The organism is Bradyrhizobium sp. AZCC 1693 (assembly GCF_036924745.1).
GTDB lineage: Bacteria > Pseudomonadota > Alphaproteobacteria > Rhizobiales > Xanthobacteraceae > Bradyrhizobium.
In genome coordinates this window covers 3,826,708-3,847,272 of the sequence record NZ_JAZHSD010000001.1, presented here as the reverse complement: position 1 = coordinate 3,847,272, position 20,565 = coordinate 3,826,708, and the positions used below count along the sequence as shown (strand labels likewise).

Annotated in this window: 24 protein-coding genes; 17 read left to right on the top strand and 7 right to left on the bottom strand. The window is 63.1% G+C overall.

Going from position 1 to position 20,565, the window contains the following annotated elements; translation table 11 throughout:
- Positions 1 to 267: 267 nt before the first annotated feature.
- The 4 genes from V1293_RS18335 to V1293_RS18320 all read right to left on the bottom strand — a co-directional run bounded on the left by V1293_RS18335 (position 268) and on the right by V1293_RS18320 (position 5,476).
- A complete protein-coding gene (locus V1293_RS18335; protein WP_334511268.1) occupies positions 268 to 2,412 on the bottom strand; it encodes a L,D-transpeptidase family protein in 2,145 nt (714 codons plus the stop codon).
- A 364-nt stretch (positions 2,413 to 2,776) separates the two neighbouring features.
- The gene (locus tag V1293_RS18330) at positions 2,777 to 4,267 is read right to left on the bottom strand and encodes a sigma-54-dependent transcriptional regulator (protein ID WP_334511267.1); all 1,491 of its coding nucleotides are present in this window, start codon (positions 4,265 to 4,267) and stop codon (positions 2,777 to 2,779) included.
- Positions 4,268 to 4,354: 87 nt separating this feature from the next.
- Positions 4,355 to 5,017: a TerC family protein gene (locus tag V1293_RS18325; protein ID WP_334511266.1), complete on the bottom strand. Its 663-nt coding sequence runs from the start codon at positions 5,015 to 5,017 to the stop codon at positions 4,355 to 4,357.
- 117 nt (positions 5,018 to 5,134) lie between these two features.
- Positions 5,135 to 5,476 (bottom strand): hypothetical protein, encoded by a 342-nt coding sequence (locus V1293_RS18320; protein WP_334511265.1) that lies wholly within the window; start codon positions 5,474 to 5,476, stop codon positions 5,135 to 5,137.
- Positions 5,477 to 5,555: 79 nt separating this feature from the next.
- Between V1293_RS18320 and V1293_RS18315 the strand changes: the two genes are divergently transcribed.
- From V1293_RS18315 to V1293_RS18295, 5 genes are all read left to right on the top strand, one after another.
- Complete coding sequence (locus tag V1293_RS18315) at positions 5,556 to 5,888, top strand: helix-turn-helix domain-containing protein (RefSeq protein ID WP_334511264.1); 333 nt, start codon at positions 5,556 to 5,558, stop codon at positions 5,886 to 5,888.
- Positions 5,885 to 6,328, top strand: coding sequence for a hypothetical protein (locus V1293_RS18310; protein WP_334511263.1), 444 nt, complete (start codon positions 5,885 to 5,887; stop codon positions 6,326 to 6,328). The genes V1293_RS18315 and V1293_RS18310 overlap by 4 nt, the downstream gene beginning before the upstream one ends.
- A gap of 43 nt (positions 6,329 to 6,371) precedes the next feature.
- Complete coding sequence (locus V1293_RS18305) at positions 6,372 to 8,234, top strand: M3 family oligoendopeptidase (protein WP_334511262.1); 1,863 nt, start codon at positions 6,372 to 6,374, stop codon at positions 8,232 to 8,234.
- Between the two features lie 108 nt (positions 8,235 to 8,342).
- The gene (locus V1293_RS18300) at positions 8,343 to 8,789 is read left to right on the top strand and encodes a dioxygenase family protein (protein ID WP_334511261.1); all 447 of its coding nucleotides are present in this window, start codon (positions 8,343 to 8,345) and stop codon (positions 8,787 to 8,789) included.
- On the top strand, positions 8,770 to 8,931 hold the full coding sequence (locus tag V1293_RS18295) for a hypothetical protein (protein WP_334511260.1): 162 nt from the start codon (positions 8,770 to 8,772) through the stop codon (positions 8,929 to 8,931). The genes V1293_RS18300 and V1293_RS18295 overlap by 20 nt, the downstream gene beginning before the upstream one ends.
- Before the next feature lie 4 nt (positions 8,932 to 8,935).
- Here V1293_RS18295 and V1293_RS18290 read toward each other — a convergent pair whose 3' ends face one another.
- Positions 8,936 to 9,718, bottom strand: a complete 783-nt coding sequence (locus V1293_RS18290; protein ID WP_334511259.1) for a sterol desaturase family protein — start codon at positions 9,716 to 9,718, stop codon at positions 8,936 to 8,938.
- 85 nt (positions 9,719 to 9,803) lie between these two features.
- Between V1293_RS18290 and V1293_RS18285 the strand changes: the two genes are divergently transcribed.
- The 11 genes from V1293_RS18285 to V1293_RS18235 all read left to right on the top strand — a co-directional run bounded on the left by V1293_RS18285 (position 9,804) and on the right by V1293_RS18235 (position 18,285).
- Positions 9,804 to 10,529: a TetR/AcrR family transcriptional regulator gene (locus V1293_RS18285; RefSeq protein ID WP_334511258.1), complete on the top strand. Its 726-nt coding sequence runs from the start codon at positions 9,804 to 9,806 to the stop codon at positions 10,527 to 10,529.
- Positions 10,530 to 10,630: 101 nt separating this feature from the next.
- Positions 10,631 to 10,891, top strand: coding sequence for an AbrB/MazE/SpoVT family DNA-binding domain-containing protein (locus V1293_RS18280; protein ID WP_057838483.1), 261 nt, complete (start codon positions 10,631 to 10,633; stop codon positions 10,889 to 10,891).
- The gene (locus V1293_RS18275; RefSeq protein WP_334511257.1) at positions 10,888 to 11,274 is read left to right on the top strand and encodes a type II toxin-antitoxin system death-on-curing family toxin; all 387 of its coding nucleotides are present in this window, start codon (positions 10,888 to 10,890) and stop codon (positions 11,272 to 11,274) included. Before V1293_RS18280 ends, V1293_RS18275 begins: the two co-directional genes overlap by 4 nt.
- An 83-nt stretch (positions 11,275 to 11,357) precedes the next feature.
- On the top strand, positions 11,358 to 11,510 hold the full coding sequence (locus V1293_RS18270; RefSeq protein ID WP_057858656.1) for an aa3-type cytochrome c oxidase subunit IV: 153 nt from the start codon (positions 11,358 to 11,360) through the stop codon (positions 11,508 to 11,510).
- Positions 11,511 to 11,642: 132 nt separating this feature from the next.
- Positions 11,643 to 12,770 carry a Re/Si-specific NAD(P)(+) transhydrogenase subunit alpha gene (locus V1293_RS18265; protein WP_334511256.1) on the top strand — a complete coding sequence of 376 codons (1,128 nt, stop codon included), beginning with the start codon at positions 11,643 to 11,645 and terminating at the stop codon, positions 12,768 to 12,770.
- An 11-nt stretch (positions 12,771 to 12,781) separates the two neighbouring features.
- Entirely contained in the window at positions 12,782 to 13,099 is a 318-nt protein-coding gene (locus tag V1293_RS18260; RefSeq protein ID WP_212419221.1) for a proton-translocating transhydrogenase family protein, read from the top strand.
- Positions 13,100 to 13,141: 42 nt separating this feature from the next.
- A complete protein-coding gene (locus V1293_RS18255; protein WP_334511255.1) occupies positions 13,142 to 14,539 on the top strand; it encodes an NAD(P)(+) transhydrogenase (Re/Si-specific) subunit beta in 1,398 nt (465 codons plus the stop codon).
- A gap of 18 nt (positions 14,540 to 14,557) precedes the next feature.
- Positions 14,558 to 15,364 (top strand): alpha/beta hydrolase, encoded by an 807-nt coding sequence (locus tag V1293_RS18250; RefSeq protein ID WP_334511254.1) that lies wholly within the window; start codon positions 14,558 to 14,560, stop codon positions 15,362 to 15,364.
- Between the two features lie 55 nt (positions 15,365 to 15,419).
- Entirely contained in the window at positions 15,420 to 16,517 is a 1,098-nt protein-coding gene (locus V1293_RS18245) for a calcium:proton antiporter (RefSeq protein ID WP_334511253.1), read from the top strand.
- Between the two features lie 14 nt (positions 16,518 to 16,531).
- Positions 16,532 to 16,837, top strand: a complete 306-nt coding sequence (locus V1293_RS18240; RefSeq protein WP_334511252.1) for a cupin domain-containing protein — start codon at positions 16,532 to 16,534, stop codon at positions 16,835 to 16,837.
- 185 nt (positions 16,838 to 17,022) lie between these two features.
- Complete coding sequence (locus tag V1293_RS18235; RefSeq protein ID WP_334511251.1) at positions 17,023 to 18,285, top strand: hypothetical protein; 1,263 nt, start codon at positions 17,023 to 17,025, stop codon at positions 18,283 to 18,285.
- 117 nt (positions 18,286 to 18,402) lie between these two features.
- On the opposite strand, the gene V1293_RS18230 is transcribed toward V1293_RS18235, so the two are convergent.
- Entirely contained in the window at positions 18,403 to 19,041 is a 639-nt protein-coding gene (locus V1293_RS18230) for a tetratricopeptide repeat protein (RefSeq protein ID WP_334511250.1), read from the bottom strand.
- 222 nt (positions 19,042 to 19,263) lie between these two features.
- Positions 19,264 to 19,569: a 30S ribosomal protein S21 gene (rpsU, locus tag V1293_RS18225; protein WP_057838472.1), complete on the bottom strand. Its 306-nt coding sequence runs from the start codon at positions 19,567 to 19,569 to the stop codon at positions 19,264 to 19,266.
- A gap of 251 nt (positions 19,570 to 19,820) precedes the next feature.
- On the opposite strand from rpsU, the gene aqpZ reads away from it, so the two are divergent.
- On the top strand, positions 19,821 to 20,543 hold the full coding sequence (aqpZ, locus tag V1293_RS18220) for an aquaporin Z (RefSeq protein ID WP_334511249.1): 723 nt from the start codon (positions 19,821 to 19,823) through the stop codon (positions 20,541 to 20,543).
- Positions 20,544 to 20,565: the final 22 nt, after the last annotated feature.

The window sequence follows — 20,565 nt, the reverse complement described above, 5'->3', positions numbered from 1 at the left end:
GAATAAAGCCCACCCAATCGACGAGCGTTCACGGTGTTCTTCTGCAGACCCCGGCAAAAGAGGGTGAACGCTTTCTTAAAGCGGGAAGGTTAACCGATGTTTACCATCCCGCCCCCAACTAGGCTTTAACCTAACGCGTGGACTGTGGCGAAAAAGTGCCGGGTGTCAGCTTCGAGAGGGATAATGGTTAACGTAAACAATCTCTCCAGGAAGGAGAGATTGTTGATTTCGTTCAGAAATTTTGTCCTCGGGCAGTAGTCTTCCGGATTACCTGGTGAACCGCTGCTGCGGACGCCGGCCGACCGGAGCCGGCGGCGTTACGGTCGACGGGCCGCCGAACAGGCGCTCGAAGAAGGAGGGGCCGGAGGAATAGGTATTGTCGCTGGCGAAGTTGACGCCGGCCGGCAGGCTCGAGCCGGACGGGCGTGAATAGTTCGGCTGCGCATGGGCAACCATGGCTTCCAGGTCCTTGCTGCGGCTGTTCTTGAGCAAATTGACCATCACGGCGTCGCGGCCATAGACGTCCTTGCGGATCTGCAGCTTGCCGGCGTCGTCCACGAAAGCGGTCTGGTAGGTGATGTTGACCGGCAGCGGCGTCGGGAATTTCAGGTCGATCTCGCTGCGGCCGTACATGCTGCGGATCTTTTCCGGTGTGTAGCGCTCGTTCGGCATCACGATGTTGAGCAGCGTCGAGGCGTATTGATCCGGATTCTGCACCCGCATGCAGCCATGGCTGAAGGCGCGCTCGTCCCGGGCGAACAGATGCTTGTCCGGGGTGTCGTGCTGATAGACCAGGAACTTGTTCGGGAAGTTGAAGCGGATGCGGCCGAGCGCATTGGCCTCGCCCGGCGGTTGCGAAATATGGATGCTGCCGTCGCGGTTGCGCTCGAGCTTCAGTCCCATGCGCTGCAGCACGGTCGGGTCCTGCTGCAGGGCCGGCAGATATTCGTTGTAGATGATCGAGGGCGGCACGTTCCACGTCGGATTGACGGTGATGAACTTCATCGTTTCCGTCAGAAGCGGCGTGGCGTGCTGTCCGGGTTTTCCGGTCACCACGCGGGTGGTCCAGACCGGGGCGCCGTTCTGCATCACCCTAAGCGTGAAGTCGGGGATGTTGAGGATTACGTAGGCGTTGCCGAGCGAGGCTGCGCCGAGCTGGCGCGGCAGCCAGCGCCAGCGCTCCATGTTGACGATGACGGTGTCGATCTGCCGGTCGCGCTTCGGGCTGTTGATCGCCTTCACCGTGCGGTCGTCGAGCACGCCGGTCGGCTTCAGATCGACGCCCTCCTGGAATTTGCGCACGGCGGATGCGACCTTGGCGTCGTAATGCGTGCTGTCGGGATGGTCGGCGATGCCGAGCTTGGCGCGCAGTTGCGGCACACGCGGATCTTCCGGCGCGACCTCACCCAGCTTCTTGGTCGCAGCCTTGTAAGCCAGCGCCGGACCCTCGGCGATGTGGATCATCGGTCCGTCGCCCTGGCCGCGCAGCTCGGCGAGCTTGGCTTTCAGCTCCTTGTAGAGCTTGTGTGGCGGGTTGTAGCCGTCGAGCGCCGCCGAAGCGTCCTTGGCAGTCGAGATATTGGCGAGCACTTCCGCCGGATCGGTCGGGTGTTCGGGATATTGGATGTCGGCGGAAACCTGCGACCAGTGCATCCGGCCGCTCTGGGCCTGTCGTGCATAGTCGAGCATGCTCGCGGTCAGTTTCAGTTCGGCTTCGGCAAGCTGGTCCGGCGAAGCGGCGGCGGCAAAATCCGGCACCGGATAGTCGGCCGCGTTGAGGCCCTCGGAGGCGGCATCCTTCAAACGGGCGATCACGCCCTTGCCGCTATCGGTCAATTTGCCGGCTTGCGTCCATTGCGGCGCATAGTCGCGCGCCGAGTAGAACTTCTCGACGGCAGCGCGCTCGTTCTTGCGGTCGAAATAGCGCAGCGATTTGGCGCCGATCATGTCGCGCAGGCGGTCGGCGACCGGCTGGTCGGCCGGGGCGACGGTGCTCACCTTCACCGGCTCCTTGGCGGGTTCGGCGGCGGGCGCGGTGGCTGTCGCAGCCGGAGGCGTGGCGGTTGCAGCATCGTTAGCCGCAGGTGCGGTGACGGTCTCTGCCGGCTTGGCGTCGGTTTTGGGCTCGGCTGCCTTTGCGGTCGCATCGGGCTCGTTCGGTTTCGCGACCGCCTTTGCTGCGTCAGGCACCGTGGCGGTGGTGTCCATCTTGAAGTCGCCGACGGTGGGAGGCGGAACGTTCGCCGGTTCGGGGCGGGGGACTGCTGCGTCGATCGCGAGCTCGGCAGCGCTGGCGCGCGGCGTGGTCGACTGGGCCGCCAGTGCAGAGGTCGCGGACACCGTGAGGAAGGTTGCCGCGACGGCCATCAGCACGCGGTCAAATCCTGCACGATTCGTCGAACAGTCACGCATCGTCACACCCCCTTGGGCGAACTGCCCCGGCATGGAACAGTCGTTAGGTATTGCTCGTCACGGCTTGCGCGGGAAGCGCCGGCTCGATCGGTTTCTCAGTCGTACGCCTGCACGCCACGGTTCAAACGCAGACGATACAGCAGACGATACATATGCCCCTCTCATGCAGCCAGCGCCATGCGGGACAACTCACGACAAACTGACCTCAAACTACCCGTTTGCATTCGGGTTGGATGGTTTTGCCACGCTCCCCGCCTTTTGTCTGTCACCGCCAAGCCACGGTTCAAAAGCTTCCGAACCACCGATGTCGTTGGTTTGCCACGATCTTTGCCATGCGGGCGCCATAATCGCCCGCCGCGTCCGCTCAGTCCGCGTCCCCTTCGGCCGGGTCGTTCGCGGCAGCCTCGTCGAGCTTGCGGTAGAGCGTGGAGCGGCCGATCTTGAGCCGCCGCGCGACTTCCGACATCTGACCGCGATAATGCGAGATCGCAAAACGGATGATCTCGTTTTCCATGTCTTCGAGCGGCCGCACCTCGCCGGTGGCGGTCAGCATCGCAAGGCTGCCGGCATTGGCGAGCGGAGCAATCGGTATATCACTACCCGAAACCATCGCGGGCGCCGTTGACGGCGCAACGACCAGCGGTTCGCTGTGCGCGAGCTGGCCATCGGTTGCGGCATGGCCGAGGATTTGCGGGAAATCAGACAGCCCAAGCAGGTCGGTCTCGCTCATGACGACGGCGCGATAGACCGTGTTCTCGAGCTGGCGGATGTTACCGGGCCAGTCGAGCTGCGCGAGATGGGCCACGGCCTCTCCGCTGATGCCGGTGATGGTGCGGTTTTCCTCGGCGGCAAAGCGCGCCAGGAAATGCCGGAGCAGATGCGGGATGTCTTCGCGCCGCATGCGTAGCGGCGGGATCGTCAACGGCAGCACGTGCAGCCGGTAGAACAGGTCCTCGCGGAACGCGCCGCCCTTCACGAGGTCGAGCAGTTTGCGGTTGGTCGCGGAAATGATGCGGACGTCGACCTTCACCGGCTTGCGGCCGCCGACCGCCTCGACAGTGCCTTCCTGCAGCGCGCGCAAGAGCTTTACCTGCGCCGCCAGCGGCAACTCGCCGACCTCGTCGAGAAACAGCGTGCCGCCGGAAGCTTCGACGAACTTGCCCATGTGGCGTTCGGTGGCGCCGGTGAAGGCGCCCTTCTCGTGACCGAACAGGATCGATTCCACGAGATTGTCGGGGATAGCGCCGCAATTGACTGCGACGAAGGGTTTTGACTTGCGTTCGCTGGAACCGTGGATGGCGCGGGCGAACAATTCCTTGCCGACGCCGGACTCGCCCTCGACCAGCACCGGAATGCTCGAGCTCGCCGCCTTCTGCGCGGTGCGCAGCACGGCCGCCATGGTTTCGCTGCGGGTGATGACGTCGGCAAAGGTCAGCCGGCCCTCGCGGCTATGGCGGATGCGCTGCAGTTCGCCCTTGAGCGCCGAGGTGTTGAGCGCGTTGCGCAGCGACACCTGCAACCGTTCGAAGCTCGCCGGCTTGACCACGAAATCCTGCGCGCCGGCGCGCATCGCCGAAACCACATTGTCGATGCCGCCATGGGCGGTCTGCACGATGACGGGGATGCTCAGGCCTGCTTCACGCATTTTTGAAAGCACGCCGAGGCCGTCGAGGCCGGGCATCACGAGGTCGAGCACCACCGCATCGATCGGCTGCGCATCCGGCGCGGTCAGCAGGGCCACGGCTGCATCGCCGCTATCGACGACGAGGGGCTCGTAACCGCATTTCTGCACCATGTTTTCAACCAAACGGCGCTGCACGGCGTCGTCGTCGGCAATCAAAATGGTGGCAGCCATGGTTTTCCCCGCACGCTACTGAATTGTATCGAATCGGGGCAATTTCGCCGATGCCGATTAACGTTCTCTTAAACGTTGGGATCTCGGCTAAACATTGACGTCCCGCCACACCTCCAGTGCGCCGCGGTAGCACATGTCGAATGCCACATAGAGGATGATCAGGAGGCCGACATAGGCGATCCAGCGGTGCTTTTCCAAAAGCCGCGCAATGAAGCTGGCGGCGAAGCCCATCAGCGCAATGGATAATCCAAGACCGAATATCAGGATGACCGGGTGCTCACGCGCGGCACCCGCGACCGCCAGCACATTGTCCAGCGACATCGAGACGTCAGCGATCGTGATCTGCCATACGGCCTGGCCAAGCGTCTTCTGATGACGGGTCTTCTGATGACCGGCGGTGCCGGCGGCATCCATGGTCCTCGCGGCCGACAGATTCTGAAACTTCGCCTGATGTTGTGTGTGCGACGCCTGCAGTTCGCGCCACATCTTCCAGCATACCCAAAGCAGCAGAATGCCGCCGGCAAGCAGCAGTCCTATGATCTGCAGCAGTTGGACCGTGATGCTGGCAAAGCCGATGCGGAGCGCCGTGGCGGCGAGGATGCCGACCAATATCGCCTTTTTGCGCTGCTCTTCGGGAAGGCCCGCGGCGGCAAGGCCGATAACGATCGCGTTATCGCCGGCGAGCACCAGGTCGATCATCACGACCTGAAAAAGGGCTGTGAGGGATTGCGAGGAGAATAATTCCAGCATGCGGGCCACTCCGTTCAAGGTCCAATCCGACATCGCAGTTCGTTCGAACTGCCAGAGGGGCCCGGGCTTGGACGCACACAGTCGAAGACGCAGTCAAACTGCGCCGAAGAGGATTCCTTATTCAGATTGATCCGAAACGCCGCACAGCCTGATGAGTTGATCGGGCTCGATCAAAACGGACAGGACGACACCGATGAAAGTGAGGCTGCCGGCAAGGTCGAGCCAGGCGATGCGGAATCGATCGCGCCGGCAGACCAGGGCGAAGGCGGCCGCCACGGCGCCGACCGCAAACAGAAGGGTGACAACAGCGGGCGCCAGCGCGTCTGTCGGCACCACGTTCCGGATTCCCAGCGTCGCGATCAGTGCCACCAGCAGGATGCCCGCGAACAGCTCTTTGCCCCGCGCCCCGATGGCTCGGTCGCTCGTTAGGACAATGTGACTGCGGTCCAGGAAGGCCATCGGATTTCTTATTCGCGAGCTGGAATTGTGGTAGGGATCATGACCTATCCAGCAATTCAATTTAGCTAGTTTAGTAATCATGAAACGAGTAAAACATCAAGATGTTTTCACTGAACGGCCGCCGGCCAAGGCCGCGCCGGACGCCAAACAATTGCGCAAACTGGCTGGGGATTGGCTGAAGCAGCGAAGGGCGGATGCCCAATTGTCGCAGGCCGATCTCGCGGCGCGCCTCGGCTTGAAATATTACACGTTCATCTCGCAGGTCGAGAACGGGTTCAGCCGTGTTCCAACCGAAATTATGGGCGCGTGGGCCCGGGAGTTGGGCCTTGAACAGGCCGCCTTCGCCAGGCATCTGTTAATGTACTACGAGCCGGAAATGTACCGGTTGCTGTTCGGAGCGGAAAGCAAATGAGCGTGGTTGCGTTCGAGCGCAAACAAGACAGCGGCGAATGGAGCGAAAAGGAACTCAACACCCTTGTCGCGGCGCTCGGCGCAGCGATGGCGCCGGGGACCGGACGCGAATGGGAAACCGGCATGACGGAGAAGGGCGACGTCCAGTTCTATCTGCTGGGTCCGCAGCCGGAACAGGCCTGCGAGTTGTGCGTGTCGCGGATCGACGGACGTTACATCCTGGAAGACGGCTCGGGCCGGCTGCTGTTCGAGCATCGGAATCTCGAGCTCGTGGCGCTGCATGCGAAGGCCGCGGTCCCGTCGACGTCGTGGCTGATGGTACGTGCGATCACGTTGTGGTGTGCTGTCCGCAGTTCGATCCACGAAAAGGTCGAGTCGCTGCTGGTCGAGGGCGAAGAGCTGTTCGTCCAGTTCGTACCGCAGCTTGCGGCTTTCGCCTGATCTCCAAGCCATTTCCTGATCACCTCCCAATTTTGAAAGTGTCATGAGCGTGAAATCTGCGACCTCCCGAGCCGGCAAGACGTCCCGCAAATCAGCCACGGGCAGCAAGGCGGCCACCGCCAAATCCAAAACCGGCAAGCTGCCGGAATGGAACCTCGCCGATCTTTATTCCGGTATCGGCGCGTCTGAAATCGCGCGCGATCTGCAGAAGATGGATGCCGACTGCACAGCGTTCGAAACGGATTACAAGGGCAAGCTCGCGGAAAACGTTGCCCGCGACGACGGCGGAAGCTGGCTTGCCGAGGCCGTCAGGCGCTACGAGGCGATCGACGATCTCGCCGGCCGGCTCGGCTCCTATGCCGGCCTCGTTCATGCCGGCGACAGCGTCGATCCGGCGATTTCCAAGTTCTATGGCGACGTCTCCGAGCGGCTGACGGCGGCCTCGGTACATTTGCTGTTCTTCGGGCTTGAGCTCAACCGCATCGACGACGCCGTGATCGAGCGTGCGATGCAGACCCAGGACTTGGCCCATTACCGGCCGTGGATCGAGGATCTGCGCAAGGACAAGCCGTACCAGCTCGAAGATCGCGTCGAGCAGTTGTTTCACGAAAAATCCCAGAGCGGCTATGCCGCCTGGAACCGGCTGTTCGACCAGACCATCTCCGGCCTGCGCTTCAAGGTCGGGGCCAAGGAACTCGCGATCGAGCCGACGCTCAATCTGCTGCAGGACCGCGCGCCGGAAAAGCGCAAGGCCGCAGGGCAAGCGCTGGCCAAGACCTTCAAGGACAATGAGCGGACCTTCGCGCTCATCACCAACACGCTCGCCAAGGACAAGGAAATTTCCGACCGTTGGCGTGGCTTTCAGGATGTCGCGGATTCGCGCCACCTGAACAACCGCGTCGAGCGCGAGGTCGTCGATGCCCTGGTCGGTTCGGTTCGTGCGGCCTATCCGCGGCTCTCGCATCGCTATTACAATCTGAAGGCCGGCTGGTTCAAAAAGAAGAAGCTCGCGCATTGGGACCGCAATGCGCCGCTGCCGTTTGCGGCCACCGGCACCATCGCCTGGCCCGAGGCGCAGAAGATGGTGCTGACGGCGTATCGCGGTTTCTCCGCCGAGATGGCGGCGATTGCGGAACGCTTCTTCACCGATCGCTGGATCGATGCGCCGGTGCGGCCAGGCAAGGCGCCGGGCGCGTTCTCGCACCCGACCACGCCGTCGGCGCACCCTTACGTGCTGATGAACTACCAGGGCAAGCCGCGCGACGTGATGACGCTCGCGCATGAGCTCGGCCATGGCGTGCACCAGGTGCTGGCGGCCAAAAATGGTGCGCTGATGGCGCCGACGCCGCTGACGCTCGCCGAGACGGCCAGCGTGTTCGGTGAAATGCTGACCTTCAAGCGGCTATTGTCGCAGACCAGGAACGCCAAGCAGCGCCAGGCGCTGCTCGCCGGCAAGGTCGAGGACATGATCAACACCGTGGTGCGGCAGATCGCGTTCTATTCGTTCGAGCGCGCCGTGCACACCGAGCGCAAGAACGGCGAATTGACTGCCGCGCGGATCGGCGAAATCTGGCTCAGCGTGCAGGGCGAAAGCCTCGGGCCGGCCATCGACATCCGTCCCGGATACGAAAATTTCTGGATGTACATTCCGCACTTCATCCATTCGCCGTTCTACGTTTACGCCTACGCGTTTGGCGATTGCCTGGTGAATTCGCTCTATGCGGTCTACGAGAATGCCTCGGAGGGTTTTGCCGAGCGCTATCTCGCCATGCTCGCAGCCGGTGGCACCAAGCACTATTCCGAACTGCTCAAGCCGTTCGGGCTGGATGCCAAGGATCCCAAATTCTGGGACGGCGGGTTGTCGGTGATTGCCGGCATGATCGACGAATTGGAAGAGATGGGCTGACGGGGCGCCGGCGCCCCGCGGCCACGAAACGGATTTGTGATGGGCGCGGACACAATTTCAGCCGCCGTCGCCCGCCATGATGACGGTGACGACAGGAGGGGAGTGCCCATGATCGACACCCCGACGCGGCGCGTTGTACTTGGAGCGGGAGTCTTCGCCGCCGGTTCGCTGTTCATGGTCGATGGCAGCGTGGCTCAGGCCCCGCTTGCCCCGACGCCCGCATGCCACGACGGCGACGACGCCACAGTGCCGCAAACCGAAGGTCCGTATTTCAAGCCGTCGTCGCCTGAGCGAACCGAGCTGTTCGAAGAGGGCATGGCAGGGCAGCCGATCGAGCTGGTCGGCTTCGTGCTCACTCGCGCCTGCAAACCGCTCGCCGGCGCCTTGCTGGATTTCTGGCAGGCCGACGACAAGGGCCGCTACGACAATTCCGGTTTCCGCCTGCGCGGCCCACCAGTTCTCCGATGCGGAAGGACGTTATCGATTGCGCAGCATCGTGCCCGGCATTTATCCCGGCCGTACGCGCCATATCCATGTGAAGGTGCAGCCGCGTGACGGCAGCGTGCTGACCACCCAGCTCTATTTCCCCGGCGAGTCAAAAAACCGCTCCGACAGCCTGTTTCGCAAGGAATTGCTGGTGCGCACGGCCAAGAACGCGGGCTGGCTGGCCGGGCGTTTCGACTTCGTGGTCGGATAGGGCGTTAATTGCCGCGGCCGATATTACGTCCAAGCGTGCCAGGTCCGGCAGCAGGTTCGTTGACGTCGACAAAACCCAGCATCGCGCCGAGGCGATTGGTGGCGGGCTGGTCGAATCCCACTGCGCCTTCGAAACCCACCGGATTGCGGAAGGTGCCGAACAGCATGTCCCAGACCGGCAGGTCGCCGTAATTGTAGGCGTGCACGTCGCGCTGGTGATGGATGCAATGGGCTTCCGGCCGCTGGATGATGAAGCCGAGCCATCGCGGCGTGCGGATGTTCATGTGCTGGAAGTATCCGTAGAAGGCGGCGATGTAGCCGGTGAGCGCGGCGGCGACCGGATCGAGCCCGATCACCAGCGTCGTCACCAGCGCGCCGATCAGGAGAAACGCCACCGTCTCCAGCGGATGGAACAGCGCGGCGCCAGACATGTCGACCCGCTGCGGGCTGTGGTGGATCTGGTGGAATAGCCGCCACATCGGCGCAAACGTGTGGGCGCTGCGATGCCAGGCGTAGCTCGCCAGCGACACCACGGCGTAACCCAGCGCGGCGCCGCCGATCACCCCGAGTCCTTCCAGGTTGATCAGGCGGTGGGCCGCCAGCCAGTGCTCGGGGATCACCAGCGGCGTCAGCGTCGCGAGCACGCCCTGCACCGTCAGGAAGCAAAAACCTTTCAAGCGCCAATAGGGGATCGGCGGAAATTGTCGCGCCGGAAACAGCGCCTCGATCCCGAGCATGGCCAAATAGGTCACCGGCACCAACAGGCCGAAAATATCGATGGCCGACATGAAATCTCTCCTGCCTTACAGTGTAAGTCTATTTTTCTCATACAGCCTTCCAGTGTAAGGTGACAAGAGATTCGAGGGCCACGGCTTGATCACGAAGATGAAACCCAAGGCGCTTCCAAAACTGCCCCCCGGCACAAGGCCGAAGCGTCCCGCCGGTGCGCGGCGGGGCAGGGAACAAGGGAGGCCGGGGGCGGGACTGTCGCGGGAACGGATCGCGGCGGCGGCGCTGGCCCTGGTCGATCGCGAAGGGCTGCCGGCGCTCAGCACGCGCCGGCTCGGCGAAGAACTCGGCTGCGAGGCCATGAGCATCTATCACCACTTCCCGAACAAGGCGCATCTGATGGACGCGCTGGTCGATCTGATGCTGGCCGAGGCGCGCGTGGCAGCGGCGGGCGAGGGAGATTGGCCCGAACGCCTGCGCCGAACCGCGCACAGCTTCCGCGCGATGGCGCTGAAGCACCCGAAATTCTTTCCGTTCTTTGCAGTGCACCGCCTCAACACCCGCGCTGGCGTCGCCTTCATTGATGGCGTCATCGGCATCCTGCGCGAGGCGGGCTTTTCCGACGGCGACGCCGCGCGGTATTTCCGCGAGATCGGCTATTATCTGACCGGCGCGGCGCTGGATGAAACCGCCGGCTACGCCAAGGGACCGTCGGCGGCAGAGCCGGTGTCCGACGAGACGATCGGCGCGGACTTCAAGCACCTCGCGGCGGCGGCGCCGTACTTTCAGCCGGCGTACTTTCAGGCGACGTTTGAGACGGGGCTGGAGATGCTGCTGGAGGGGATCAGGCGGGCGAAACAGGGGGGCTGATAAGGTCAGGGGCGGTGTAATACATTTGTTGAACGGGCCGAAGAGGCGTGTTATACATTTTGTATAACGGAGCCGGTGCCATGAACAAAGCCCCTCGCGGCATGGAAGAGGCCTCTCGCGAATACAAGCTTGAGGACACTGCCCTTCAAATTCGAAAGATTGGCAATTCGGTTGGTGTGATCCTGCCGAAAGAGCTTCTTGCCCGGCTCAACCTCAAGGAAGGGGACAAGTTCTATCCGGTCGAGCAACCGGATGGCAGCCTGCGGCTCTCGCCATTCAATCCCAAGCACGCGCGGACCATGGAAATCGCGCGCCAAGTCATGCACGAATATCGCGATACGTTTGCCGCGCTTGCAAAATGAGTGAGCCAATTTGGCTCGATGTCGATGAAGTCATCGACATGCATGCCGAGCAACTGGCGATATTCGGCGGACCGGAAGGCATTCAGCATCGTGGCCTTCTCGAGTTGGCGGTTTTGCGGTCAGCTAACCGATGGAATTATGGAAAGACGGATATGGCTGCGCTCGCCGCAGCCTATGCCTTCGGTCTGGCCCGCAACCACGCGTTTGTGGATGGCAACAAGCGTATCGCGTTCCACGCCATGATGGTTTTCCTGCGCAGCAACGACATACCCTTTGCGCCCGACCCGGCGCATGCCACGGCCATCATCCTCTCCCTCGCCGCAGGCGAGGTCAGCGAGGAAAGCCTGACCCGCTGGATCCGGGACAATTGGCCTTCCGAATGACCCGATAGGCGAGGGGCCGTTGCCCTGCCAAGCGCTTTGCGGTAATTGCACGCGAGAAACGCGGATTTTGACTGGGGATACCGATGGCAGACCATAACGAAGTGGCCTACACGACCGCTGACGGCAACGACTATGTGGCCCATGAGCAGACCTATGAAGGGTTCATCATGCTGGTCAAATACGGCACGGCCGCCGTGGTGATCATTGTCGCCCTGATGGGCTACTTCCTGACCTGACGTAATCGCTGCCTGCACCGCCACCCCGGCGGTGGCCAGAAAATTGCACGCATGCCGGTTGCGAAACCGGTATCCAACTAAGCGAAAAAGACGCTAGTTTGCTTGCGCGCGCCTGCCGCGCCGGGAGGCTCCATGAAGATTGCCGTTGCCAAGGAAATCGATCCGTCCGAACCGCGGGTTGCCGCTTCCCCTGATACCGTGAAGAAATTCAAGGCCCTCGGCGCCGAAGTCGCGATCGAGCCGGGTGCGGGCATCAAGTCGGGCCTGCCGGATTCCGAATTCACCGCCGTCGGCGCCACCGTCAGCGCGGACGCGCTGAAGGACGCCGACATCATCATCAAGGTGAAACGGCCGGAAGCCTCCGAACTTTCGCAATACAAGCGCGGCGCCCTGGTCATCGCGATCATGGACCCCTACGGCAACGAAGCGGCGCTGAAGTCGATCGCGGACGCCGGTGTCGCGGCGTTTGCGATGGAATTGATGCCGCGTATTACGCGCGCGCAGGTGATGGACGTGCTGTCCTCGCAGGCCAACCTCGCCGGCTATCGCGCGGTGATCGAGGCGGCCGAATCCTTTGGCCGCGCCTTCCCGATGATGATGACCGCGGCCGGGACCGTTCCGGCGGCGAAAGTGTTCGTGATGGGCGTCGGCGTGGCTGGCCTGCAGGCGATCGCGACCGCGCGCCGACTCGGCGCCGTGGTTACCGCGACCGACGTGCGCCCGGCGACCAAAGAGCAGGTCGAGTCGCTCGGCGCAAAGTTCCTCGCGGTCGAGGACGAGGAATTCAAGAACGCGCAGACCGCCGGCGGCTACGCCAAGGAAATGTCGAAAGAGTACCAGGCCAAGCAGGCCACGCTCACCGCCGAGCACGTCAAGAAGCAGGATATCGTCATCACCACGGCCCTGATCCCGGGCCGGCCGGCGCCAATGCTCGTCAGCGCCGAGATGGTCAAATCGATGAAGCCGGGTTCGGTGCTGGTCGACCTCGCCGTCGAGCGCGGCGGCAATGTCGAGGGCGCCAAGCCTGGCGCAGTCGTCGACCTCGATGGCATCAAGATCGTCGGCTACACCAACGTCGCCGGCCGCGTCGCGCAGTCGGCCTCCAGCCTTTATGCCCGCAATCTATTCAACTTCATCGAGACCATGGTCGACAAGCCGAACAAGGCGCTCGCGGTCAATTGGGACGACGAACTGGTGAAAGCCACCGCGCTGACCAAAGACGGCGCCGTCATCCACCCGAACTTCCAGCCGAAAGCTTAAGGAGAGAAGCCATGGAGCATGTCGCTCAAGCCGTCGATCCCTTCGTATTCCGGTTGTCGATTTTCGTCCTCGCGGTTTTCGTCGGCTATTTCGTGGTGTGGTCGGTGACGCCGGCGTTGCATACGCCGCTGATGTCGGTGACCAACGCGATCTCCTCGGTCATCGTGGTCGGCGCGCTGCTCGCGGTCGGCGTCCCCATGATCTCAAGCGGCAGCGGTTGGGCGCGCGGCTTCGGCTTCATCGCGCTGATCTTCGCCTGTGTGAACATCTTCGGCGGCTTCCTTGTCACCCAGCGCATGCTGGCGATGTACAAGAAGAAAGCCAAGTGAGCGGCGTGCACCTCGGGGTGACGAAGACAAAGGGGACCTGAGATGAACGCCAATCTGGCTGCAATTCTGTATCTCGTGGCAGGTGTGCTGTTCATCCTGTCGCTGCGCGGGCTGTCGAGCCCGGCATCGTCCCGCCAGGGCAATCTGTTCGGCATGATCGGCATGGCGATCGCGGTCGGGACCACGCTTGCCAGTCATCCGCCGGCGGACGGTGTCGCTTGGGTGCTGGTTATCCTCGGCATCGCCATCGGCGGCAGCATTGGCGCCGTCATCGCGCGCCGCGTGCCGATGACCTCGATGCCGGAACTGGTCGCGGCCTTCCACTCGCTGGTCGGCATGGCCGCGGTGCTGGTCGCCGCCGGCGCCTTCTATGCGCCCGAAGCCTTCGATATCGGCAAGCCCGGCGCCATTCACGCCTCCAGCCTGGTCGAGATGTCGCTCGGCGTCGCCATCGGCGCGCTGACCTTCACCGGCTCGGTGATCGCGTTCCTGAAGCTTTCCGCGCGGATGAGCGGCGCGCCGATCATCCTGCCCGGCCGCCACATCATCAACATCGCGCTCGCGCTTGCGCTGGTGTTCTTCATTTTCGGCCTGGTCCGGTCCGGCAGCGCGCTCGACTTCTGGCTGATCACCATCATCGCGCTGGTGCTCGGCGTGCTCATGATCATCCCGATCGGCGGCGCCGACATGCCGGTCGTGATCTCGATGCTGAACTCCTATTCCGGCTGGGCCGCCGCCGGCATCGGCTTCACGCTCGGCAATTCCGCGCTGATCGTCACCGGCGCGCTGGTCGGCTCCTCGGGCGCGATCCTGTCCTACATCATGTGCCACGCGATGAACCGTTCCTTCATCTCGGTCATCCTCGGCGGCTTCGGCGGCGAGACCGCCGCGGCCGGCGGTGGCGGCGGCGAGCAGAAGCCTGCCAAGCTGGGCTCGGCCGACGACGCGGCCTTCATCATGAAGAACGCGCAGAAGGTGATCATCGTACCGGGCTACGGCATGGCGGTGGCGCAGGCCCAGCATGCGCTGCGCGAAATGGGCGACCTGCTGAAGAAGGAAGGCGTCGAGGTGAAGTACGCCATCCACCCGGTTGCGGGGCGCATGCCCGGTCACATGAACGTGCTGCTGGCGGAAGCCAACGTGCCCTATGACGAGGTCTTCGAGCTCGAGGACATCAATTCCGAATTTGCGCAGGCCGACATCGCCTTCGTGATTGGCGCCAATGACGTCACCAACCCGGCCGCGGAAGAAGACAAGACCTCGCCGATCTACGGCATGCCGGTGCTGCAGGTCTGGAAGGCCGGCACCGTGATGTTCATCAAGCGCTCGCTGGCCTCGGGCTATGCCGGAATCGATAATCCACTGTTTTACCGCGACAACACCATGATGCTGCTCGGTGACGCCAAGAAGGTCACCGAGAACATCGTCAAGGGGATGTAAAGCGCTCGCAGGAAATTCATGACCGTACTGAAATGGCTGCTGATCGTCGTCTCAGTCGGTTATGTCTGCGGACTTATCGCGCTGTTCTTCGCGCAGCGCGGCGTTCTGTTTCCGGTCCCGACGAGTGCGCGCACGGCGCCACAAGCGGCGGGCTTTCCGGATGCCGAAGAGCATATCCTGACTACGGCTGATGGCGAGAAGGTCATCGTCTGGCACGTTCCGGCCAGATCGGGCCGTCCGGTCGTCCTCTATTTCCATGGCAATGGCGATTATCTCGCCGGCTTCTTCGGTCGCTTTCGCAGCATCATCGCCGACGGGACCGGGATCATCGCATTGTCCTATCGCGGCTATGCGGGCTCGACTGGGCGACCGAGCGAGCACGGATTGCTGCAGGACGCAGCGGCAGCCTATGCCTTCACGATCGCACGCTATCGCGCGGACGACATCGTCGTCTGGGGCTTTTCGCTCGGCACCGGCGTTGCGGTGGCGCTTGCGGCAGATCAGCGGATCGGGAAGCTGGTGCTGGAAAGCGCCTATACCTCGATCGCGGATGTCGCGGCGTCGGCGTTCTGGTTCGCGCCGGTGCGGCTAATGATGCGGGATCAGTTCCGTTCCGACACACGCATCGCACGCGTCAAGGTTCCGCTGCTCGTGATGCATGGCGCGCTCGATCCCACGATACCCGTTGCCTTTGGCGAACGGCTGTTTGCGCTGGCGAACGAGCCGAAACGGTTTGTCCGCCTTGCCCGCGGCGGTCACAACGATCTGGACAATTTCGGCGCGATTGAAATCGCGCGAAATTTCATCAACCTTGCGAAGGGGTGATGGCTGCCCGTCATGGACGCATCTTGTGTCCATGACCCACCGGGGAGTTGGCCGCATGAGCGTGCACGGACCAATGCCGAAATCGGCCTGGATATTCCCGGCGCTGGCAATGCTGCTGTTTGCCGCGGCCACCGGCCTTGGGCTCTCCTTTACGCCGTCAGTTGGCGGGTTCTTGTTCGCGGCCACGCTGCTGGCGATCCTGTTCGGCACCGTGTTCGCAGCCGTGCATCATGCCGAGGTGATTGCCGAGAGAATCGGCGAGCCCTACGGCACGCTGCTGTTGACGCTTGCGGTCACCATCATCGAAGTCGCGCTGATCGCCACCATCATGCTCGGCGACAAGCCGCAGCCGGCGTTGGCGCGCGATACCGTTTTTGCGGTGGTGATGATCGTGTGCAACGGCCTTGTCGGCCTCTGCATCTTCATTGGCGGCTTGCGCTACCGCGAGCAGGATTTCCAGGTTTCCGGCGCCAACCTTTATCTCAGCGTGCTGTTCGTGCTGGCGACCATTACTCTGATCATGCCCAATTACACGCTGACGGCGCCGGGCCCGATTTATTCGGCGGCGCAGCTTGGCTTTGTGGACCTGGTCACGCTCATGCTCTACGGCGTGTTCCTTTATACCCAGACGATCCGGCATAGTGATTATTTCATCAAGGGAGGCGCCGGTGCTGCCAGCGAAACCTCATCCCTGTCGAACCGGATGCTGGCGCTCAGCATCGCGCTGCTGCTTATCTCCCTGCTTGCCGTGGTGCTTCTGGCAAAGAAATTTTCGCTCGTAGTCGATGTCGTGACCGCGATGATCGGCGCCCCACCGGCGTTCGCCGGCGTGCTGGTCGCGCTCCTCATCCTGCTCCCGGAGGGGGTCACCGCCATTGCAGCCGCGCGCAACAACGATCTGCAGAAGAGCATAAATCTCGCGCTCGGATCGTCGCTGGCAACCATCGGGCTGACTATTCCCGCGGTCGGCGTGGCGACCTACGCGCTCGACAAGGAACTCGTGCTCGGGCTCAACGGTCAGGGCATGGTACTGCTGCTGCTCACGTTCGTCCTGAGCATGCTCACCTTCGGCACCGGCCGCACCAACATCCTGTTCGGGCTGGTGCACATGGTGGTGTTTGCCGTGTTCGTGTTTATGGTGTTCGTGCCGTAACCGGAGAAGAATGAATGCTTGCCGCCAAATCCGACGTTCAGGTCGATACAACCGAAGTCCGGGTCACCGAGTGGCGGCTGGCGCCGGGCAGCGCTACCGGCCATCACACCCACGAGATGGACTACGTGATCGTGCCGGTGACCTCGGGCGAGATGACCATCGTCGCGCCGAACGGCGAACGCACCAAGGCGCAGCTCGGGGCCGGCAAATCCTATTTCCGGAAAGCCGGCGTCCAGCACGACGTGCTCAACGAGACGGCAGCCGAGATCGTGTTTCTGGAGGTCGAACTGAAGCCCGGACCGTCCGCCGTGGAACCGTAGCCCGGGGTGCCGAGCGGGGGGCGGGGCATTAACCTCCCGGAAACGAAACCCGATTTTCCAGCCCGATCCAAGCCGGCGTCGCCCGGCCTGCACGGGAACTGCTGAATTGCCTCTGATCCGTCGCAGTTGATCCCTCAATGTGCCTCAAAGTTCCGGCAATTGAAGGACCGCGGGGAGTGGCCGGAATGCTGAATTACCTGAAGAAATTCGCCGTCGACATCTTTCCCTCGGTGGCTGCGACCGTCATCGGGGCGTACATCGTCAACCACTACATCGTGACCAAGCCCAGCGCGGACGCGCCTGCCGCTGCGGTGTCGGCTGCCAGCCCCAAGGGGGAAGGCAAGGCTGAAGCCAAATCCGATGCCAAGTCGGCGACGGACACCAAGTCGGCCGACACCACTGCCGGTGTCAGCAATCTCCCGGCCGCCGGCGTCAAGGCGAGGGGAATCTCCGAGAAATCCATCATGGAGAAGACCGCTACCGAACGGCCAGCGGTGGTCGAAAAGGCTCAGGAGAAAACCGAAGCGAAGGCTGACGCCAAACCCGATACCAAGTCCGCTGATGCCAAGTCCGCTGATGCCAAGTCCGCTGATGCCAAGTCTGCTGATGCCAAGTCTGCTGATGCCAAGTCTGCTGATGCCAAATCCTCCGATACCAAGTCCTCCGATACCAAGTCCTCCGATACCAAATCCTCGGATGCCAAGTCCGACGTCAAATCGGCGGAAAGCCCGGCCGAGGCGGCCGACCAGCGCCGCCATGCAGCGGCGCCGCGCGAAAAGGAAAAGATCAGGGTCGTGCTGCCGTCGCCCATAGCCGTGAATCCCTCGGCGGCTCCGGTTGCGGCGGCTGCTGCGCCGGCCGCCCCGGTCGAGACAGCGGTTGCGCCGGAAGAACGGCGCGACGCCAACGATCTGGCGCGCGCCGCGATCGAGCGCCTGCGCGTCAACGGTGAAGCTACTCCGCGCGCCGCCGAGACGACGGTCCGTGCTCCCGAGGCGCCGAGGGTTGCGAATGCGCCCGTGGTCGCGAACGCGCCCGTGGTCGCGAACGCGCCCGTGGTCGCGAATGCGCCCGTGGTCGCGAATGCGCCCGTGGTCGCGAATGCGCCCGTGGTCGCGAATGCGCCCGTGGTCGCGAATGCGCCCGTGGTCGCGAATGCGCCTGCCGCCGTGAATGCGCCTGCGCTTCGTCCGCTGCCGCCGCCGATCATGGTGTCGGGTCAGCCGGCAGGCGAACCCTATGGTCAGGCTTCGTCGCAGGCGCGGCCGCCTTATGCCGAGGCCAGCAACCCGAACCGGCCAACCCCGCCCGCCGATATTCCGGTCTCGCGCCCGCTCGATCTGCGTGCCGAAATGGCCGAACCTTCCGTGCGCGAGCGCGCCACGGCGGCTGCCGAGGACGCGTTGTCGACCGCCAAGTCGCTCTTCCACGCGGTGCTGCCGAAATAGTCGTCTTCGTGCGAACCATGCCCTTGGCCTTGATCCGGGGGGCTTTCGCGTGGCGCTAAGAAAGCGCCTCAGGCAAAGCTCCGGTCAGACTCCGATTCCATCAAGGCTGGGAAGGCTCTAGCCGCCGGTGCGCGCGAGGCCGCTTCGCGCGGCTTCGTCCTTGGGGCGGAGCGCGAGCGCACGGCCGTAGGAGGTAAACGCCTTGGACTTGTCGCCCAGACGTTCATAGGTGACGCCGCGAGCCGACCAGGCTTGCGCACTGTTGGGATCGGCCTGCACCGCCTCGTCGAGATCGGAAGCGGCTTCCTTTGCCTTGTCGATGGCGAGGTAGCTGGTTGCACGCGCCAGCAGCGGCTCGACCCGTTGCGGCGTCAGGCCATTGGCCGCGGTGAAATCCGCGATCGCCTGCTCATGCTGCTTGTCGGCCTGATAGATCAGGCCGCGGCCGTACAGGGCCGGGACGTTGTAGGGATCGAGTACGAGCGCGCGGTCGAATTCCGCCAGCGCTTCTTCGGTCTTGCCGGATTTGGCAAGCGCCTGGCCGCGCGCAGCGTAGCCCTGTGCGTCGCTGACGCTTTGTCCGCTGATCGTGCCGGTCGGTTTCTGCTCGGCGGCCTGCGGCTTCTCCTTGTCCGCCCCCCATGATCCCAGGTCGAACGAACAGCCGCTGAGCGGGAGCGCGATTGCGAGCAGCGCGACAGGTACGGCCGTGAAGCGTGAGGCGCGGGGGAAGGCATTGCAATCGTTACCGGCCATGCAGCGGAATACTCTCGCGTTCGAATACGGCATAGGTAACCCGACGGACTGCAAAATGCATACGTCAAAAATGGCCGCAACGGCCGGCGAAGGAGATTCGAGCGATCGATTGCGCCATGCGCGCCCAGCGCCGCTTATTCGATCCTGCGGGATCTGCGATGGCGAAAACAAAAAAACGCGGGCCAGAAGCCCGCGTTTTTCAATTCAAATTTCTGTGGATGCTCAGCGCGGTCCGCGCGGACCTGCGCCCGGGCCGCCACGGCCGCCAGCGCCACCACGGTCGCCACCGGGACCTGCGCCGAACACTGGCTTCGGCTTCATCGGCAGCAGGCCTTCGCGCTGCAGCTTCTTGCGGGCCAGCTTGCGCGCGCGGCGCACGGCTTCGGCCTTTTCACGGGCCTTCTTCTCGGAGGGCTTTTCGTAGTGCCCGCGGAGCTTCATCTCGCGGAAGATACCCTCGCGCTGCATCTTCTTCTTCAGCGCCTTGAGGGCTTGATCGACATTGTTATCGCGGACGAGAACCTGCACGCGGCATCCTCTTTCAATTGATCGGATAGGAATTCTGGTAAAGTGAAGGGCCGGCAAAAGGCCTGGCCCTCAACCCTGAGCGCGGGCATGTAGCAGACAAAACCGCTATTGTCCACCTGGGAAGGCAGTTTCCGGCCCAGGAAACCCACTAATATCGGCGGATTCGGCCGGCGTACCCCGGTTTCTTCAAATAACGAGCCCTTCACGGACGCTCCCTAGCATCCTGCAACCTAAACATGCGGGAGGCGAGTATGAACACCAAAAAATATACCGCTGAAGCGATCGGCACGTTTTGGCTCACTTTTGCGGGATGCGGCAGCGCGGTCATCGCCGCCGGCTTCCCACAGGTCGGAATTGGCCTGGTCGGCGTATCCCTGGCGTTCGGTCTGAGCGTCGTCACCATGGCCTATGCCATCGGCCACATCTCGGGCTGCCATCTCAATCCCGCCGTCACGATCGGCCTCGCGGCCGGCGGACGGTTTCCGGCGCAGCAGATCGTTCCTTACGTGATCGCGCAGGTGATCGGGGCTATCGCGGCCGCGGCGTTGCTCTATGTGATCGCAAGCGGCGCGCCCGGCTTCGATCTCGCCAAGGGCTTTGCCTCCAATGGCTATGACGCGCATTCGCCCGGGCAGTACAACATGATGGTCTGTTTCATCACCGAGGTGGTGATGACCATGATGTTCCTGTTCATCATCATGGGCGCCACCCACGGCAAGGCGCCCGCGGGCTTTGCGCCGCTCGCCATCGGCCTGGCGCTGGTGATGATTCATCTCGTCAGCATTCCCGTCACCAACACGTCGGTGAATCCCGCGCGGAGCACCGGGCCCGCGCTGTTCGTCGGCGGCTGGGCGCTGGCGCAGCTCTGGCTGTTCTGGGTCGCGCCGCTGATCGGCGGTGCGCTCGGCGGCGTGATCTATCGCTGGCTCAGCGAGGAGCCAGCCGGCGTGGTGGAAGGCTTGAAGACGGCCTGATCTGCAAACACGCCCGGCGGGC